We start from the raw sequence: 17,855 nt of genomic DNA on the forward strand, positions 1-17,855 counted from the left end.
GGGATGTTGGTTTGAGTTTAAATTCGTAGCTGAGAGTCAACATAATGAACAAAAATAGGTTTACGCCTGCTTTTCTAGATGCTAGTACATTGACTTGATGGTGACGGCGGCTCAAGCCGCACGGGTCGCTTTTCATCCCTGCTTTCAAAAGTCAGGGCTTTCCAGCTCCCGATTCATGCGGTAAAAAAGTAGTTAAGTTTTGTAAAGTTCCTGGCTAAATAGAAACTGGGAAGCCCCCATAGGGGCAATTCGCCAATTGCCCCCAACCAAAATTCCCCTATTGTTCGCTCAACTGTTGCAGAATTTTCTCCAATTCAGCAGTTTGCCGTCCGTATTCGGCCCAATTTCCTTCCCGCGCCGCTTGTTGCGCTCGATCGAAAGTTTGTTGGGCTTGTTGAATCAAATTCGCAGGAACCCCTGCCTCGCCATCGGTGGGAGTTGGTCTGGCAGCTGGCGTTGCTTTTTCTTCACCAAAAATCGCTGCCAGAGAAGATTGTAAATCGGGACGCATTACCACTTGTTCGTTATAAGAAGCAATAACCCGTTTCAACTCCGGCAACTCTCCCTGTTCGGCGCGCAAATAGATCGGTTCAATATATAGCAAGGATTTTTCAATGGGAATCACCAACAAATTACCGCGAATCACCCGCGAACCTTGCTGGTCCCACAAACTCAACTGTTCAGAAATTTCCGGATTTTGATTGATGCGCGCTTCGATTTGGCTGGGACCAAAAATTAACTCTTGCTTGGGAAATTCGTACAGCAACAATTTACCGTAATCTTCTTTATCGGAACGCGCCGCCATCCAAGCAATCATATTGTCTTTTTGCACCGGGGTAAAGGGCAAAATCAGCAGGAATTCTTCTTGTTCTTCCTCCGGCAGACGCATAATTATATAGTAGGGAGAAACGGGACGTTGGCTACCCTGGTAATTTTCATTAGGAAAGCGCCACAAATCCTCCCGGTTGTAGAACACTTCCGGGTCACTCATGTGGTAGGAAAGATACATCTGCGCTTGGATTTGAAACAAATCGAACGGATAGCGGAAGTGGTCTTTAACTTCTGGAGGAACTGTTTCTTGAGGTTCAAACAAATCGGGGAAGATTTGGCGATAGGTGGCTAGAATCGGGTCTTCTGCATCAACTGTGTAAAAATCCATGCTGCCGTCGTAGGCATCCACAACCACTTTCACCGAGTTGCGAACGTAGTTGAAGCCACCGCTAATGAGTTTTTGGGAACCTCCCCTGCCTAAGAAAGTACCGGCGCGGTTGATGCTGGAGACCGGTTCGGAGTAAGGAAAGCGATCGCTCACGGTATATCCTTCGATCGCCCATTTCAACTCGCCATTGATGAGGGTGATATAAGGATCGCTGTCCAATCGTAGAAACGGCGCTACTCGACCAACCCGTTCTTCAATGTCTCTGTAGTAGTGTACCCGAGAGCTATCGGTAAAATAGGGAGAAATCAGAATTTTCAAACTTCCCAAATCCATGGCATAGGCAAGCCGTTTCAAAAACGACTCCATGAGAACGCCGCCTTCTCCACTGTACATGGTTTTGGCATTGCGATCGCCGAGGGGATAGTCAAACTCTTCCGTACTGGTTCCCGTAAAGACATAATTATCGGTTTCCTGACCATAGTAAATCCCCGAACGCTCCACTTCCAAATCAATTTCGGAAACTGGTGGAATATCTTTAATAAACAACTCCGGCAACCCTTGCGGCGTCACCACATTCACCGGACTCATCACCAAACCGTAGCCGTGGGTGTATTTGAGACGTTCGCTTACCCAGCTATTGCGAGGAGCATTGGATAGTTCCCGCGCCGAAAGCATAACTTGACGGTATTCGCCGTTGATGGTATAGCGATCGACATCAATATCGCGGAAATTATAATAGGGACGAATTTCTTGCAACTGGCCGTAACTGGTCAGCAAAGGACGGTAATCCCACAGACGGATATTGCGAATGGTGGTTTGATTTTCCTCTAAATCCTGGCGGTCGAGATCGCCTTCTGCGGGGTACGACTGCCTTTGGACTTTATCCAGATGGTAGGCTTTGCGGGTGAGGGCAATATTGTTTTTGATATAAGGTTTTTCTTTCTGGAGTTCGTTGGGTTCCACGATAAAGTTTTGCTGGAATCCGGGATAGGCGGTGGTTAGCAAAATGGTGGCCAAAACATAAACCCCCAATCCGTAAGCCGGGAGTTTGAAGCTCATTTGCCGGAGAGACAGCAGCAGCAACACCGCTAAGGCAATGCCAATCACGCTCATCACCGACAATCCCATCAGTCGCGCATGGGTGTCGGTATAGCCAGCACCAGCCACCACGCCAGTTTGGGAGTACAGCAGTTCGTAGCGTTGCAACCAAAAGCCAACACCGACCAAAAGCGCGATCGCAGCTAAAAGTAAGGTAATATGGGTTTTTGCGCCGCCGTAAATAAAACGCTGCCATCCCCGTTCCAGGCTAATACTGCCTTTGAGGATATAAATAGGAATGGAGACCAGCAACCCGCAGAAAATCAGACCGAGCAACCAACCAAACAGATTTTCAAATAGAGGCAACTGGAAGATATAAAACCCCAAATCCAGGTTAAAAATGGGGTCGTTTTCCCCGAAATTGTTGGCGTTCAGAAATTTTAAAATGGTTTCCCAACTGCCAATACTGCTACCGGCGGCTGCCAGAGAAATCAAGAAAATGACCACCGGAACCACGTATTTGGGAATGGTTTGGGCGTAAATAGCGAATTTATTACTTTCTAGGAGACGGTAGGTGGAGTAGCGAGTAACGCGCGCGGCAATGGCATAGTTCCCCCACATAAACAGGGCAAATATAGCAAATGTGGCAATCCAAATGGCAATTTGCCAAAGTTTGATCGTCCAGAAAACACTAGAAAATCCTACAGCATCAAACCACCAGGATTCGGTGAGCAAATGCAGCAGCGTACCAGAAGATAGCAATAGGATAAACAGAACCACTGCCACGGGAAGAATCACCGTGGCTCGTTGGTAAAAAGCGCGTTCTCGGCTTCTCATGGGAACTCCTAAGAAAAGCTTGGGTGGACGGTATGGTGGGATTGGCAAGCGCGGCGATCGCGACAACCACCAACAACAATCCCTCAAGGGGCATCCTACAACGGAATGGTTAAATTTGCCACATTAGGTTGTACCCATGATGGTTTTCCGCAAGCATTGACCGCTTCTGTCATCCCGACAAACAGAAAGTTTACAATCTGTTTTTGTTCTTCCCAGGACAAATCTATCCGTTTTGCTAGACTAGAAGGGGAAAAATGGTCAGTTTCAGGAACAACGTTTCCCCACATTTCCCCATGCGATCGTCGCTTATCGAACAAAAAATTCCATGAAACCAGCAATTGTCAGTTGGCGTCGCAAATTTTTCCTCCCCCTGCAAGTTCTCGCCATTCCCTGGACCCAGGAAATTATCGACCAACTTTTTTTCCAAGGACGGTGGAATTTGGTGGTTCACCCTCGTTCCCTAGAACACCTTGGGGGAATCTTTCTCTCCGCCATTTCCCACAGTGGTTTTCCCCATCTCATTAGCAATACCATCGGATTTGCCATTTTTAGTTGGTTGATTTTGCTCAAAAGCGAACGAGATTTCTGGACCAGCTTATGGATTGGTTGGATAGGCGGCGGTCTGTTTTGCTGGCTGTTGGGTCCTTACAGCGCTCACGGTTTGAGCGGGGTAGTATATACTTTATTTGGTTATTTGCTGACCATCGGCTGGTTGGAAAAACGCTTGCTCCCTTTGGGACTTTCAGTTTTTGTGATGATCCACTATAGCTATTTAATTGGAGGCGTGTTCCCGACCCAGCCAGGGGTAGCTTGGTGGGGACATTTGTTTGGTTTGTTGTTGGGAATCTTTTCTGCTTACGGTGTCTATCGGGAAAAAAGCGATCGCGCCTCGTAACCATCGAGCATAAAATAAAAACCAGAAGGGAGGGGGTTGAGCATTAGCTATGGCTGGCGCGCAAAGTCCGCTAATCAGCCTGTGGCAAGTCAGCAATGAAGGAACCAAAGAACTCATGACCCACTACTGCCAGCATTTGCTCGTCAACCAAGGACGTTTTTTTTAAAGCGTGCAAGAAATGAGTGGGATTTGTAGGAGGAATTTTCCTATATTTCTAAAAATTAGAAACTCTTAGAGAATCATTATTTTTTAGAAATGGTCTCAGCCATCTTCCTCTGAGGAAGAAAAATTGGATTCGTTAAAAATAGCAGATATATCTCGATTTAGAGATTCTCGAATCATTCGATCGGCTTTTTCGGGATTTTGATAGATTGACTCTAGCAGCTGAAACGGTTCCATGCCGCAAGCGCGCGCATAAAATTCAATTTCTCTCATAATTCGATTTTCCGACTGCCTTAGATACATGCTCAGACAATGCTTCGCTTGTATGGCTGGGTTGCGATTGGTTCGAAAAAAGGCTAAAGCATGCAGCAAACGGTCTTCGTAAGGTGCAAGGGGACCGATATGTAGTTCGTTGGAATTGGGATGGGATGGTTCCATGTTGGTACTGAAATATAGTGCTTCTGCGAAATTTTCCCGTACAGCCAGTCTATTCCTGTTTTTGATAAATTTGCAAAAGGATATCGGCGGGGGCTAGTATAGAGAGTATCGGATAGACGAAAAGAATAGCAAGATATAGAAAAGCTGCTGTCAGGCGCGACGTTCGTTTGTCCATACGCAATCGCGACCAAAGTCCTGATAAATGCAGTGTAGGCAAACTTTGACTGTGCAATAAGTAAAATCCATGTTGGGTAGCTAGTTTGTGTAAATTGCTAGCGTTAAAATAAAATAAGTGCGGACTGGGATAATCTTTTTGCCATAGGCGATGTAATGGTTTTTTGATTCCCAATTTGGCTAGCAAGCTAGCAAGGCGGTAGAAAAATCCGTTGCTGTTGGGAAGGTTAAGAATCAGAAAGCCACCGGGAATGAGGAATTGGTGGCATTGTTTTAAAACTTGGTGGCAGTCGGGAAAATGTTCAAAGGCGTCGTTAAAGGCAATGGCGTGAAATTTTTCCTCTTCTCCCAGACAGTCGGGAAAATAGCCAAGACGAATATCCCATCCTTGCTGTTTTCCCAGATTGGCAACTTCAGTTTCTGGTTCGACGCCGGTGGCAATCGCACCTTTGGCGGTGGCAATTTCTAAAAACCAACCGTAGGCACAACCCACATCGAGAATTTTTTTGTTGCGAATCGGTAAAAAGCGATTCAGGATATCGAATATGGTTCGGAAGTTGGCCTGTCGTAGGTATTTTAAGGCGTCGCGACGTTGGTTTTCTTGTAAAAGGTCGCTGTTGTTAGAAGTTAGGTCGGCGCTGGGGGAAAGGGAAGATACCCACAAATCGCAACTCGTACAATGTTGCAGCCAAGGTTCTAGCTGCGATTTCATGCTATGTTGGCAGATAGGACAGGATGGGCGTGTTTCCATGCTGCGTTTCTAGAAAAAATAACCGGGTTTGACGGTTGTTTGGCGCTGTTTGGCATTGTACTCTAGAAGGTATTCGTGCGCGATCGCTTTTTGCTGGCGTAGGGTATTTACTTCTGTTTCGGCAATTTCGGTATCGGTAGACAGGAGAATGACCTGGTGGCTGGCGGCGGGAAAATAGCGTTCCACCAAGTTTTGCCGGTGGGAAGAATCCAAACGACCCAGTGGCGTATCGATGGCGATGGGAAGTTGGTGACCGGAAACTCTCGCCAATCCCCACAAAAAGGATATGGCAAGGAGTTGTTTTTCTCCGGCGGAGAGGCGATGTTTGGGAACGGGGTTGCCTTGCGAGTCGTAGAGAGACAGGCTGTAGGTTTGGGTATCAATAACGACGCGGTGAACCAGGTCGGATTTATGCAGCAGGTAGCGGAAACATTCGGTGACTTCGGTTTCCAGTTTGTTAAGTTTTTTTAAGGTGAGGCGTTCTTTAAACCGTTGCAGGGTTTGTTTGACTCTGGCGGAAGATTGGATAATGTGGTTGGCGTTTTCCCGGTCGATATATTCTTCACTGTAGCGTTGTAGCTGTTTTTTGAGTTTGGCGATCGCGTCGGCAATTTCTTGGCAGCGGTGTTCTGCATCTTGGTATTGATGTTCCGCTTGTTTTAGTTTAGCACTGGCATCGCTAACGGCATCCACCAGTTGTTGGTAAGTTTCTGGGGAGGCGGCGGCGGCTAGCTGTCGTTCTTTGGCGGTTTTTTGCTGTTCCAGGTCGGTTAATTTTTGCAGGCATTCCTGCGCGCGTTGTTGCAGGGAGGGTAGTTGGTAATCCAGTAAATTGCCGATTTGTTCGATGGCTGTGGTATCGGCATGCAGCCAAATTTCTTTGTCGGGGTCGTTTTCGATATCCAACTGGTGGCGATCGCTTTCGAGAAATTTTTGGATGGCGAGTAAGTTGGATTCGGATACATCGAGGGTTTGTAAATAGTCTAACAGACGTTGGTCCCTAGAATGTAAAATATCTCGGGCGATGGTATATTCTTGCCACTGGTTTTCTTGTTCTCCTTGATGTTTGGCATCTTGTAATAGGGGAGATATCAATTTTAAAGGCAAGGAATCGGCAGCAATTTCCCGCAAGCGATCGCGTTGCGTTTGCATTTCGCTTTCTATGTTTTGAATTTCCGCTTCTAGTTGGTTGCGCTGACCGGCAATTTCCCCGCCTTCTTTCATTAATTTTTCTTTGGTTGCTTGATGGTGCGATCGCGCTTTTTCTAAGGCTTGTTGGCAGGTCTTGACTTCTTGTTCGGCGGCTTCGTATTCGGATTGTTTGGTTTGGAGATTTTGTTCTAGGTCTTCTAAATTGGTCAGTTGCTGTTTGTTCGCCAGTTCTTTGCGCTTGCGGCTAACGAGAACATCCAAATCTACTGCCAAACGATCGGCTAGTTCCAATCCTAACAAAGATTGAATGGCATCAAAGACCAAAGGCGGTGGTTCGTCTTGTTCTGCCAGTTCCTTGACCTGTTCGCCGTCAAATAGAAATAAATTGGAAATTCCCAAAGGCAGTAAAGTTTCGATATACTCGTCCCAGGTTTCCGTTAGTCCTTCATCTTTCCAATCGTCTTCTAAAATTCCCAACTGGTCTTTGCCATCTTTGGGATTTTTTCCCCAAGTACGAACGATGCGATGTTCGACAAAGCGATCGCCAACCACATGTTCAAATGCTAACTCAATGCGCGTTTTTTCAGTTGGCGGTGTTTGATTGTGAACGCATTGCGATAGAAAATCGGAATAGCTTAAATTTCCCCGCGTAGAACACTGCGCGCGCGGTCCGTACAATGCCAGGCGAATAGCATCCATTAGAGTTGTTTTCCCACCCCCATTCATACCGCCAAATAAAACAATCGGCGGCGGAGTTTTATCATCTTCCGGACGTAAATTTATTGTTTGGTAGCCGAGATAGGGACCAAAATTGTTCAGAACGAGTTCGGTAAATCGCACGGTTGTTTTTTACTAAGAATAGGGGACTTTTGAGAAAGTGAAAGTGGGAGGGGAAAAAGAGAACAGTTGGATTTAATCGACAGTGCTAGTATTGGTAGTGGCAGTACCAAATTTCATATCGGCCCAACTTAATTGTTTCACAGTCGATACATCACCGCGATCGGCAGCTTCTTTTAAATCGCGTTTCTTGTAGGCATTGTTTAACGCTTCTGTTTGAGAACGGGAACTGGTTTCAAAGCATTTTTCCAAATCTTCATAAATGCCAACGCGACGTGCCATGGTATGATATTGGCGTTCGGTATCCAATAATTTTGCCATTAGTTCTAAATGCATGGCATCGCCATCGGTGACTTCTTCTAAAATTTGCCACTCATCTATTCCCAATAAATGGCTGCCAACACTAGGACGCGGATCGAAAAAGGGTTCTCCGGTAGCTTCTTGATAAATTTGTGGCAAGCGATCGTCAAATTCGTGTTTTTCTTCCAGCCAGATACGACGAATTTCGCTTAATTCTTCGGGTTGGATGAGGGTAATATTTTTCATATCGTCTGGCGCATTTTCCCGAACTTGGGTTTGCGCTTCCAGTACACGTCGCAACCAATATTCTCGCCATTCTTTGGTATAAGGACCGGGAATAGGAACCACTTGGGTTTCGCCACCTTGGTTGCGTTCAAATAGTTGCACTTTGCCAAAAATTCTGCGAAAATCTCGGCGATCGCGATCGTCTTGTACGTCTAATTCATTGCGAATATCTAATAGAGGCTGCATCCATTCTTTTTCCTCGTCGTTTTGGATCATGGCCTCCATGGATTTGTCTTTATTAACCATCGTACAGACCCAGCAGCCAAATCGAGAATCGCCGCAACTGGGAGTAGAAGTATCTACAACCAAAGGACATTCATTATCGGCTGTTGCTCCCCGATACATGCCAAACAAATCTTTGTTACTATGTCCCCAAGGATTGGGATATTGGTTCAAGTAAAGCCATACTTCATCAGTGCGCCAATCTTCAATGGGTAAGTAAAATAAGGAATTGGGATGGTCGGGGTTTTGATCTAATCTATCGCGTACTCGCCAATGGCGATGTTTTGCCATTGTGCTTGCCCGTTTTGTACTTTCGGCTTTGCGAGTTCCTAAAACTAAAATTATTTCCCCATTTTCCCGAATTGCTCCGCGAATAAAATCATTAGTAGGTTGAATTTTCATTCGTTCGGTACACCATCTAAATCCTTGTCTAGGTGCTGGATATCCTTTACCAATTAAATTGACCCAAAATGTATCTTTAATTGCTGGTGTTGTTAAATTGGGTTCGATAGGTAAATTCTGTTCTTGGGCAGCAGTTTTCATTCGTTCTAATGATTTTTGAACCCAAGCAGATACAAGAGGATTTTCTACAAAGGTATCGTTCGTTAAAACGTAAATTTGTTTCGTTCTTTTTTCTTCTGGTAAGCTAGCGATCGCATTCCAAACCAACTGCAAAACTGTAGAACTATCTTTACCACCGGAATAACCAACAATCCAGGGAATATCATCCTGACAGTAGAGTTGTTGGATTTCCGAGGTTAACGCTTCAATATCTTCTACCAATTCAGCGACCGTACGCTGTTGTGGTTGCTGTTGGGATTGTTGGCTTGTATTCATGTTTGCCTCCCCCTGAGACTTCGTATCTGGCGACCAACCAGGCTGGGGTTGACGGGACCATCAGTTTTTAAAAACTCGCCTTCATAGCTTAAACTTTTATCCAGGACGAAGGCAAGCCAATAGGAAAGCAGAATTGAAACTAGACAAGCAACAGCGACAAACCCTGACCCAACTTCTCGACTTTTATCTCAACAGCGATGACCGGCTTTTGGTGCAAAAAACGGAAATGGGAGAAACCGCAGCCTTTGTGAGTTCGGTCACCTTACAGTGGGTTCATCGCCACATTGGCTTTGCTTCCGAATTGCCTTTATTTCAACAACAGCTAGACCCGCAAACCCAAGATGTGGAACGCAGCGCGCAAACCATCAACGAAATTTTGCAACGTCCTCTCGATTGGTCGCGCCAAGCGCCGCTAGCGCAATATATTGCGATTCGGGAAAATCATAAATTTCCGGCATTGCTGGTGGTGGTGTCGCCAGATTGGGTAGATGACCCAGATGCGCCGCAGTGGGATCAAAACCAACGCGCCAAACAATCAGCTGTGGATTTTACGGCATTGGATGCGAAGAAAACGGTGGGAGTTTTAGAGATTTCCCCATCTAGTTCCATGTTTGCTTTAGACGGACAACATCGTCTGATGGGAATCCAAGGATTGATGGAATTGTTGGAAACTGGCAGGTTGCCACAGTATAGCAAAGTCAAAAAACCGGTTGGCAGCGAAATTACCCTTGAAGATTTGGTGGGAGAGTATCATGTCACTCGCCGCCAGCTGCAAAATGTAGCTACAGAAAAAATTGGGATTGAATTTCTGCCAGCAGTAGCAAAAGGGGAAACTCGCGACGAAGCTAGGCAACGAATTCGGTCGATTTTTGTCCATGCCAATTTAATGGCGGTGAAGCTAAGTAAAGGACAGCTAGCGTTGCTGGATGAAGATGATGGGTTTTCTATTGTTAGCCGTCAGATTGCAGTGACCCATCCCTTACTGCGGGAGGAAATAGGACGTAATCCGCGAATGAATTGGGATAGCGCTACAGTGGCTGCCAAATCGACGGTTTTAACTACACTACAGGCACTGAAGGATATGGTGCAAGTATATTTAGAACCTAAGTTTCTCCACTGGCATTCTCCCAAACCAGGATTGATTCCCTTGCGTCCAGACACGCAAGAATTACAGGAAGGGATGGAAGCGGTAGCGCAACTGTTCGATTATCTCATGGAGTTGCCAAGCTATCAGAAATTGCAGCAAGGTTGGGAAACGCCGACGTTGCGTCGTTTTTATTTTGAAAAGCCAGGCGGCGAGGGCAACATTTTGTTTCGACCTGTGGGTCAGGTGGCGGTAGCGAAGGCTTTGGGAAATTTGGTTTATCGGCAACAGTTTTCTTTGGAGGAGATTTTGGCGAAATTGCGCCGCTACGACGAGAAGGGGGGATTCAGCCGTATAGAAAATCCTGCTTCTGTGTGGTACGGTGTTTTATACGACCCTAACAAAGGAAGAATTCGAGTGGCAGGACGGGAGTTGGCTAGCAAACTCCTGATGTATATTTTAGGGGGCGTTCGCGATCGCTTAGAGAAAGCAGAAATCCGGACGGCTTTGGCAAAAGCGAGAACTTTTGAAGATAAAACCATTAATTTTGCCGGACGTTGGGTGCATCCTAGAGAAGTAGGATTGCCGAAAAAAATGTAGCCAACACACAAACCAATTTTTCTCGCAAACATCCCCAGTAACCAACCTAGCTTAGCAACGATTGAGGAGCCAGCGCCATTGACTTCATCTAGTAATTCATCGGAACCTCCCTCTCGCCAATCTTCCCCCAATCCCATCTCGGCTTTACTAAACCTAATCTGGCGTTTGCTATTGCTGGTGGGTGGCGGTGGCGTTGCCGTCTTGATAGGCATGGCTTTGGCACAGCGTTTTGCTACCACTACCCCCCAACAACCTCCCTTGGTAGAACAATGGCGGCAGCAACTCTTTTCGCCAGATCCTCCAGCAGAACCCAATTTTCCAACATCACCATCCCCCGCTGTCGAAATTCCCAAAACCACCCTCACTTCCCAAAAACGCCAGCAACTGCAAACCCAACTCCAGCAACTGCAGCAAGAATACAACCAACTCATCGGTCGTACCAGCCAGCTAGAACAACAGTTGGGCAACACCCGTCCTTTGCAACCATTGGAAATGCGCCTAGAAATTTTAGCGCAACAGCTAGATGCCGCCAACAACGGGGATGTGGTACCGGATACTCCCAATACCGATTTTACCGCCGCATCCAAGCATGTGGGACTGTCAGAAAACGTCCTTTCCATTTCTCTGCCCAGCGATTTTTTATTTGAAAACCAAAGCGTTACCTTAAAAGAAGACACCAACGCCATTTTGGATAACTTATTGGCGGAATTGCGCAACTATCCCCGTTCCACAGTTTTGATTGGCGCTTATACCGATAGCCAACCCCAACAGAAGGCTTTGGATTTTACTTTTCAACAAGCCACCGCGATCGCCGAATATCTCCAACGGGAACTATCTTCTCAATATCGCTGGATCGTGCTAGGGTACGGTTCGACGGGGTTCGCTGCCAGTGGGGAAACAGCAACCACCAGCGCCGAGGGAACGGCCAATCCCCAAACCCAACGGCGCATTGAAGTCAAAATTCTTCCCTATTCCTAAATCGAACTTCCATCGGTTCCTATATGAAAATCGTTTTCTTTGGTACGCCACAATTCGCCGTTCCTCCCCTAGAAAAACTCATCGACAATAGTGCCTTTGACCTGATTGGTGTGGTTACCCAACCGGACAAACGCCGCGGCAGGGGCAGCCAGCTGATTCCTTCGCCGGTGAAACGCCTTGCCAGCAGCCACAACCTTCCCGTATGGCAACCCAAACGCCTCAAAAAAGATCGACAAACCCTCGAAGACCTGCAAAACCTACAAGCAGATGTTTTTGTGGTGGTGGCTTATGGGCAAATTTTGTCCAAACAGGTTTTAGATATGCCGCGCTTGGGATGCGTTAACGTCCACGCTTCGTTGCTGCCGGAATACCGCGGTGCAGCGCCAGTACAGTGGTGTTTGTACGATGGCAAAAGCAAAACTGGCGTTACCACCATGCTAATGGAAGAAGGGATGGATACCGGACCTATGCTGCTAAAAGCGGAGACCCCCATTGGTTGGTTGGACAATGCCAGCGATGTGGCGCAAAATCTTTCCCAAATGGGGGCTGATTTGTTGGTGGAAACCCTGCTCAATTTAGAAGCTGGCAAATTAGAACCTACGCCACAAAACGATGCGGAAGCTTCCTACGCCCGTTTGATTCAAAAACAGGATTATCTTTTGAGCTGGCGGCGTTCTGCTTGGGAGTTGCACAATCAGGTACGGGGATTTTATCCCAACTGTTTTACCTATTTCCGTGGGGAACCGTTGAAGGTGACGGCAACTTTACCTCTACTTTCGGAGGTTTTGGAACAGCTTCCTCAGGAACAGTTTCAAGGCATTGACCCCAACTGGATTGCTACGCGCGATGCTAGCAGTCAAGATCGTCCCCAGTTGAGCGAGAAGGTGGGTACGGTGGTGGAAGTTGTGAAAAATCGCGGACCTATTGTGCAAACGGGTTCTGGTTTGTTGCTTTTGCAAACCGTACAGCCGGCTGGTAAGCGTTCCCAATCGGGATGGGATTTTGTCAATGGCGCTCGTTTGGAGGTGGGAGAGGCATTGACCAGCGACGGGGGGGATGCTTAGGATTTCTATCGATTTTCGGCGCCAACAATAATTTTTTGTTTTCTGTGCTGAAATGGTTCTCGCTATGGAAAAATGGCACTAGCGTAGAAAATTGATTTGCATACCACAAAACGAAGTTTTTGTCAAAAAAGTGCTATCGCCTTTACAAAAATACATGCACACAGGGAAGCACCCAAAATTTTCCGTCCCCCAAAAACGAAGAATTTTTTCTACGTCAGTATGGGAGATGCAGCGGAAAAATTAAAATTAAGGATAAAATTGTCTATACTTTGTACCCATACTATGGTTTCTGATTTTACTAGTTTCCATCCCCACGAGTCAAGAGGCGAAATTCCGTTTTTAATTGACAAGATTCTCAATTATTTTGCGGGATTCCCTGGGCAAATTTTGGGTAGCAATAAAAATACTAAATGTTTTCCTGCCAACGCTTATCTTGGGGTTATAAAAAAATCAGAAAGAAAGAACAGCTGGGAGAAGTGAGAAACAAATCTGCTTCTCCCGCTGGATTTCCTAGGAAACTGGCTACTTGCTATGGTGTTGGTTGGTAGAGATATAGCCATTGGGCAAAGAACGTGAATTGGAGGCCTTGCCATTGCCGTTGCCATTGCTAGAATTGGCACTTTCCGACAGGAGAAACTCGCGAATCAGACGCGCGATCGCCCTTTGCGCCAAATTGCCAGCCACTTCCTGACCCATACGCTGAAACTCCGGTTTTGCCAGCAATCCCGGTACCAACTGCACCAACTGCGTAGGGTCGAATCCAGGAGTTTCCTGCAAAATCCCCCAAATCCGGACAATACGGTCTTGTTCGGTCGTGGCTTCTCCGCCATTGTGAGTTTGATGGTGGTTTGCCGGTAGCTGGGATTGAGAAGACGACCCCAACCACTCGTTCATCACCGCTCGGGTATTTTCCAGCGCCTGTTGGGAAGCCTTATCCATGCGATTGACAATTTCATCAACCAGATACTCCCGCACAAAAGCACCGCGTTCGGAAAACAGAAACTCCAGCGCCTGGTTCACCACATGGCTGATATCGTAATCTTCATTATCCCGAGCGTTGCGCAGTAGGTTTTCCAGGCGATTCCAGCGGAACTGTCCTTCTTTAAATAGAAGCGCTTTCAGGGACGAACGTAGTTGCGGCGAAGGGTCGGTAAGCAGCCGTTTGGCTACGTAGGGATAGGCTTTGCTGAGAACTTTAAAATTGGGGTCTACTTTAATAGCAATGCCTTCTAGAGTTACTAAAGAACGAATAATCAGGGCGTAGTAGGCAGGCACCCGGAAAGGATATTCGTACATCAACTCCGAAAGCTGGTCGGTAATGCTTTTGAAGTTTAACTCAGCAACGCTTGCTCCCAAAGCATTGTTAAATACTTGTTCCAGCGCCGGTACAATCGGCGTTAAATCGGTATCTGGCGTTAGAAACTCTAATTTGACGTAATCCTGCGCCAAACTTTCGTATTCCCGGTTGACCAAATGTACCACCGCTTCAATTAAGCCGTAGCGCTGGTGTTCCTTGACTTCACTCATCATACCGAAGTCCAAATAGGCCAGCCTGCCATCGCGGGTGGCAAGTAAGTTGCCCGGGTGGGGGTCGGCGTGGAAGAAACCGTGTTCTAACAACTGACGTAGGGAGCACTGAACGCCCACTTCTACCAGTTCCGTAGCTTGAATGCCTTGGGCTTGCAGTTTTTCAATATTGGTGAGTTTGGTGCCCTCTACCCATTCCATGGTCAATACCCGGCGGTCGGTGTATTGCCAGTAGATGCAGGGGACGTAAATGCCTTTGATGTGACCGTAGAGGCGACGGAAGCGTTCGGCGTTGGCACCTTCCTGGTTGTAGTCCATTTCTTCGTAGATGCGCGTGGCGAATTCGTCCATGATGCCAACCAAATCGCTTTTGAAGCGATCGCCGGTTATTCGATTGGCCCAAATGGCTACCTGGCGCAGAATATACATATCCAGGGAGATTCTGGCTGCCAATCCCGGACGCTGGACTTTCACCGCTACGGTTTCTCCGGTTTTTAATTTGCCTTTATAAACTTGTCCCAAGGAAGCGGCGGCAACGGGATGGTCGGTAAGTTCGGCGTAGAGTTCGTGGGGTTTTTGACCCAGTTCTTCTTCGATAAATTGAAAGGCAATTTCGTTGGAAAAGGGAGGGAGTTTATCTTGGAGTTGGGTCAGTTCGTCGAGGTAAATTGGCGGTACTAAGTCGGGGCGAGTGGAGAGGGCTTGTCCGACTTTGATAAAGGCCGGACCCAAGTTGGTGAGGGTGATGCGTAGTTCTTCTGCCCGCTTGGCTTCGTTTTTTTGGACCCTGCCGGTGGCTTGATCCCACAACCAACCAAATACGGTGGTGATGAAAGCACTGACGATTTGTAAGAGCCGGAAGAGGACTTGGAAAGGACGGCGTTGGAAGTAAGCAGCGATCGCTTCGGGGTCGTAGCGCATTCCCTCGGGAGCTTCCCCCTGTACGATTTCGCGCGGAAGTGGTTCCCGATTCGGTTGTACCACTTCTGGTTCCATATCTACCGTTGGCGTACCGGGTTCGGGAACGATGGGGGTTCGCGATGCTTGCGAGTTGTGGGCGGCAAGGGGACGGTACTCGCCGCGAGCTGTTTTGCTTTCAGACATGGTGTTTTGCCGTTGCATAGCTTACCGAATAAAAAATGGGAACCACTTCGTAACGTATTGTAACAATTTTACCACCAACCGAAACCTCGGCGGCTGTTTACGATGGGGGTAGGTTCCCACCTAGGTATGGTTTTCCTGAAAATTTGGACGAGTTTGGGCTTGGATACAAGCACCTAACTGCTAAAACTAGCTTAGCGTACCTACCTGCTCTCAACAGCCATTGCCTCCTATTATAGAAATGGACTGCCGGCGGATAGCGATCGCTGCCGTCGCCCCAAACTTCGTCGCCAAGCGATTATGTTATTGTCTCTGAGAATCGAAAATTTTGCCCTCATCGACTCTCTGGAGTTGGAATTCGGTACCGGCTTGAACGTACTAACCGGCGAAACCGGTGCTGGTAAATCCATTATCCTCGATGCCCTGCTGGCTGCTTTGGGAGAAAAATGTAGCAGCCGCGCCATTCGTACCGGTGCCAACCGTGCTTTGGTGGAAGCCACGTTTGAGTTGGAAACCAGCGTGGCACAGTGGTTGCAAGAACAAGAAATCGAACTGTTGGAAGGGAATATCCTGGTTTGCAGCCGGGAATTGGTGGCGCGTACGGGGAACCTGCGTAGTCGTTCCCGCCTCAATGGTGTTTTGGTCAACCGCCAGCTAATGTCGCAATTGCGCGATCGCTTGGTGGAAATTACCGCCCAAGGGCAAACGGTGAACCTGGGCAAACCCCAATATCAACTTGCCTGGTTGGATACCTACGGTGGCGAAAGCGTACGCCAGCAAGTACGGGAAGTGGCCAGTGCCTACCAGCAGTACCAACAAGTTCAACAAACCCTCGACCGCCACCGCCGTTCCCAGCAAGAAAGGCTGCAGCGTCAGGATTGGCTGGCTTACCAACAACAGGAACTTTCCGAAGCTAACCTGCAAGACCCCCAGGAGTTGGATACTTTACAACAGGAGAAAAAACGCCTCAGCCACACTGTGGACTTACAACAGTCGGGATTTCAGGTTTATAGTTGGCTTTATACCAGCAACGAAGAAGCTCCCAGTGCCATGGACTTGCTCGCCCAAGCCGAATCCACCCTCCAAACCATGGTACAGTACGACCCACAGCTACAGTCTACCTGGGAAATGGTCCGGGATGCGCTAACGCAAGTCATGGAAGCCGGGCGGCAAATGGGAAGTTATGCGGAACAACTGGAAACTGACCCCCAACAATTGCAGCAAATCGAAGAACGCATTCAAGAATTAAAACCGATCTGTCGCAAATATGGTCCCACATTGGCCGAAGCGATCGCTCACTACCAGCAAGTGGAAGCGGAACTAGAAGCACTGACCAACTCTCAAGAATCTTTAGAAGCCCGGGAAAAACAGCGAGACGAAACTTGGGAAATCCTGCAAACCGCCTGCCGCCAGCTGACCCAGCAACGACGTCAAACCGCCAATTGCCTAGAAACCGAATTGGTCAACGCCCTCAAACCCTTAGCTATGGACAAAGTGCAATTTCGCGTGAGCATCGAAGCCATCCCCCCTACCAACAACGGCAGCGATCGGGTCAGCTTCCAATTCAGCCCCAACCCCGGGGAACCCCTGCAACCGATTAGCGAAATTGCCTCCGGCGGAGAAATGAGTCGCTTTTTGCTGGCCCTGAAAGCCTGTTTCGCCCAACAACATGCCAGTAGCAGCAACGGCAACCGCGACCTTCCCACCTTCTGGCGCAAAACCCTAGTTTTCGACGAAATCGACGTGGGGGTTTCCGGCAAAGTGGCCCAAGCCATCGCCGAAAAACTGCACCAACTCAGCCGCCAACATCAAGTCCTGTGCGTTACCCACCAACCCCTAGTGGCTGCCATGGCCGATAGCCATTTTCGCATCAACAAACAAGCGATCGCCGCCGACGCCGCCACCGACCCAGAAGAAAGAACCGTAGTGCGAGTGGATGCTTTGGCAAATCGCCAACAAAGACAGCACGAACTCGCCCAACTGGCCGGCGGTCAATCCGCCCAAGAAGCGATCGCCTTTGCCGAATCCCTACTCGCCCAAGCAGCCAACTTCCGCCAAACCCATCCCCAAAATCAAAACAACGCCTCCTTACTGGCCAGCAGCTCCCCCCCTCCCACACCAAAATCGAGCCAACCTGCTTCCCATAAGGAATCCCAGTCCCAAACCCCCTCCCATTCCCCTTAAATTCCCTTAAAGAATTCTATCTAGCCTGTCGCGATCGAGAATCTGATTGAGCTACCATGATGGAAAAATTATGGACAACTTTTCCGAACCGCTTTCACTGGTTAGCCGTTTCCATCGCCCGTCAGCACACCGAATCGCTCGTTGACCGTCCCAACTAACCGATGATGGTCGTGGACATTCCCAAACCACCAGGGAAACAAACGGTTGCCACCCTCGGTCGGTCCGCAAAA

The 17,855-nt window shown here is 47.9% G+C and carries 14 protein-coding genes; 8 read left to right on the forward strand and 6 right to left on the reverse strand.

Going from position 1 to position 17,855, the window contains the following annotated elements; genetic code table 11:
- Positions 1–277: 277 nt before the first annotated feature.
- The gene (locus tag AS151_RS20105) at positions 278–3,034 is read right to left on the reverse strand and encodes a UPF0182 family protein (protein ID WP_071518855.1); all 2,757 of its coding nucleotides are present in this window, start codon (positions 3,032–3,034) and stop codon (positions 278–280) included.
- Here AS151_RS20105 and AS151_RS23175 point away from each other — a divergent pair.
- From AS151_RS23175 to AS151_RS21740, 3 genes are all read left to right on the forward strand, one after another.
- Positions 3,033–3,161, forward strand: coding sequence for a hypothetical protein (locus tag AS151_RS23175; RefSeq protein ID WP_275528010.1), 129 nt, complete (start codon positions 3,033–3,035; stop codon positions 3,159–3,161). The two genes, AS151_RS20105 and AS151_RS23175, sit on opposite strands and share 2 nt — an antisense overlap.
- 198 nt (positions 3,162–3,359) lie before the next feature.
- A complete protein-coding gene (locus AS151_RS20115) occupies positions 3,360–3,929 on the forward strand; it encodes a rhomboid family intramembrane serine protease (protein WP_071518857.1) in 570 nt (189 codons plus the stop codon).
- A 49-nt stretch (positions 3,930–3,978) separates the two neighbouring features.
- A complete protein-coding gene (locus tag AS151_RS21740; protein WP_139240818.1) occupies positions 3,979–4,095 on the forward strand; it encodes a CHAT domain-containing protein in 117 nt (38 codons plus the stop codon).
- Positions 4,096–4,190: 95 nt separating this feature from the next.
- Here AS151_RS21740 and AS151_RS20120 read toward each other — a convergent pair whose 3' ends face one another.
- The 4 genes from AS151_RS20120 to dndC form a co-directional block, all read right to left on the reverse strand.
- A complete protein-coding gene (locus tag AS151_RS20120) occupies positions 4,191–4,529 on the reverse strand; it encodes a hypothetical protein (RefSeq protein ID WP_071518858.1) in 339 nt (112 codons plus the stop codon).
- A gap of 49 nt (positions 4,530–4,578) precedes the next feature.
- Positions 4,579–5,415 carry a class I SAM-dependent methyltransferase gene (locus AS151_RS20125; protein WP_170861463.1) on the reverse strand — a complete coding sequence of 279 codons (837 nt, stop codon included), beginning with the start codon at positions 5,413–5,415 and terminating at the stop codon, positions 4,579–4,581.
- Positions 5,416–5,463: 48 nt separating this feature from the next.
- On the reverse strand, positions 5,464–7,446 hold the full coding sequence (dndD, locus tag AS151_RS20130; RefSeq protein WP_071518860.1) for a DNA sulfur modification protein DndD: 1,983 nt from the start codon (positions 7,444–7,446) through the stop codon (positions 5,464–5,466).
- Positions 7,447–7,518: 72 nt separating this feature from the next.
- The gene (gene dndC, locus AS151_RS20135) at positions 7,519–9,087 is read right to left on the reverse strand and encodes a DNA phosphorothioation system sulfurtransferase DndC (RefSeq protein ID WP_071518861.1); all 1,569 of its coding nucleotides are present in this window, start codon (positions 9,085–9,087) and stop codon (positions 7,519–7,521) included.
- 133 nt (positions 9,088–9,220) lie between these two features.
- On the opposite strand from dndC, the gene AS151_RS20140 reads away from it, so the two are divergent.
- The 4 genes from AS151_RS20140 to AS151_RS20155 all read left to right on the forward strand — a co-directional run bounded on the left by AS151_RS20140 (position 9,221) and on the right by AS151_RS20155 (position 13,293).
- Complete coding sequence (locus AS151_RS20140) at positions 9,221–10,771, forward strand: DGQHR domain-containing protein (RefSeq protein ID WP_071518862.1); 1,551 nt, start codon at positions 9,221–9,223, stop codon at positions 10,769–10,771.
- A gap of 78 nt (positions 10,772–10,849) precedes the next feature.
- The gene (locus AS151_RS20145; RefSeq protein WP_071518863.1) at positions 10,850–11,749 is read left to right on the forward strand and encodes an OmpA family protein; all 900 of its coding nucleotides are present in this window, start codon (positions 10,850–10,852) and stop codon (positions 11,747–11,749) included.
- Between the two features lie 23 nt (positions 11,750–11,772).
- Entirely contained in the window at positions 11,773–12,813 is a 1,041-nt protein-coding gene (gene fmt / locus AS151_RS20150; RefSeq protein WP_071518864.1) for a methionyl-tRNA formyltransferase, read from the forward strand.
- A 96-nt stretch (positions 12,814–12,909) separates the two neighbouring features.
- Positions 12,910–13,293 carry a hypothetical protein gene (locus AS151_RS20155; RefSeq protein WP_071518865.1) on the forward strand — a complete coding sequence of 128 codons (384 nt, stop codon included), beginning with the start codon at positions 12,910–12,912 and terminating at the stop codon, positions 13,291–13,293.
- A gap of 42 nt (positions 13,294–13,335) precedes the next feature.
- On the opposite strand, the gene AS151_RS20160 is transcribed toward AS151_RS20155, so the two are convergent.
- Positions 13,336–15,444: an AarF/ABC1/UbiB kinase family protein gene (locus AS151_RS20160; protein ID WP_084639818.1), complete on the reverse strand. Its 2,109-nt coding sequence runs from the start codon at positions 15,442–15,444 to the stop codon at positions 13,336–13,338.
- 297 nt (positions 15,445–15,741) lie between these two features.
- Here AS151_RS20160 and recN point away from each other — a divergent pair, with 297 nt between their 5' ends.
- Positions 15,742–17,625, forward strand: coding sequence for a DNA repair protein RecN (gene recN, locus AS151_RS20165; RefSeq protein WP_071518866.1), 1,884 nt, complete (start codon positions 15,742–15,744; stop codon positions 17,623–17,625).
- Positions 17,626–17,855: the final 230 nt, after the last annotated feature.

Origin of the sequence: Geitlerinema sp. PCC 9228 (assembly GCF_001870905.1) — a bacterium.
Classification (GTDB): Bacteria; Cyanobacteriota; Cyanobacteriia; order Cyanobacteriales; family PCC-9228; genus PCC-9228.

Bases quoted from the DNA above. Each gene is read 5' to 3' on its own strand.
- AS151_RS23175 (WP_275528010.1), top strand. From the start codon at position 3,033: ATGGGAACTCCTAAGAAAAGCTTGGGTGGACGGTATGGTGGGATTGGC.
- AS151_RS20105 (WP_071518855.1), bottom strand. From the start codon at position 3,034: ATGAGAAGCCGAGAACGCGCTTTTTACCAACGAGCCACGGTGATTCTT.
- AS151_RS20115 (WP_071518857.1), top strand. From the start codon at position 3,360: ATGAAACCAGCAATTGTCAGTTGGCGTCGCAAATTTTTCCTCCCCCTG.
- AS151_RS21740 (WP_139240818.1), top strand. From the start codon at position 3,979: ATGGCTGGCGCGCAAAGTCCGCTAATCAGCCTGTGGCAAGTCAGCAAT.
- AS151_RS20120 (WP_071518858.1), bottom strand. From the start codon at position 4,529: ATGGAACCATCCCATCCCAATTCCAACGAACTACATATCGGTCCCCTT.
- AS151_RS20125 (WP_170861463.1), bottom strand. From the start codon at position 5,415: ATGAAATCGCAGCTAGAACCTTGGCTGCAACATTGTACGAGTTGCGAT.
- dndC (WP_071518861.1), bottom strand. From the start codon at position 9,087: ATGAATACAAGCCAACAATCCCAACAGCAACCACAACAGCGTACGGTC.
- fmt (WP_071518864.1), top strand. From the start codon at position 11,773: ATGAAAATCGTTTTCTTTGGTACGCCACAATTCGCCGTTCCTCCCCTA.
- AS151_RS20160 (WP_084639818.1), bottom strand. From the start codon at position 15,444: ATGTCTGAAAGCAAAACAGCTCGCGGCGAGTACCGTCCCCTTGCCGCC.
- recN (WP_071518866.1), top strand. From the start codon at position 15,742: ATGTTATTGTCTCTGAGAATCGAAAATTTTGCCCTCATCGACTCTCTG.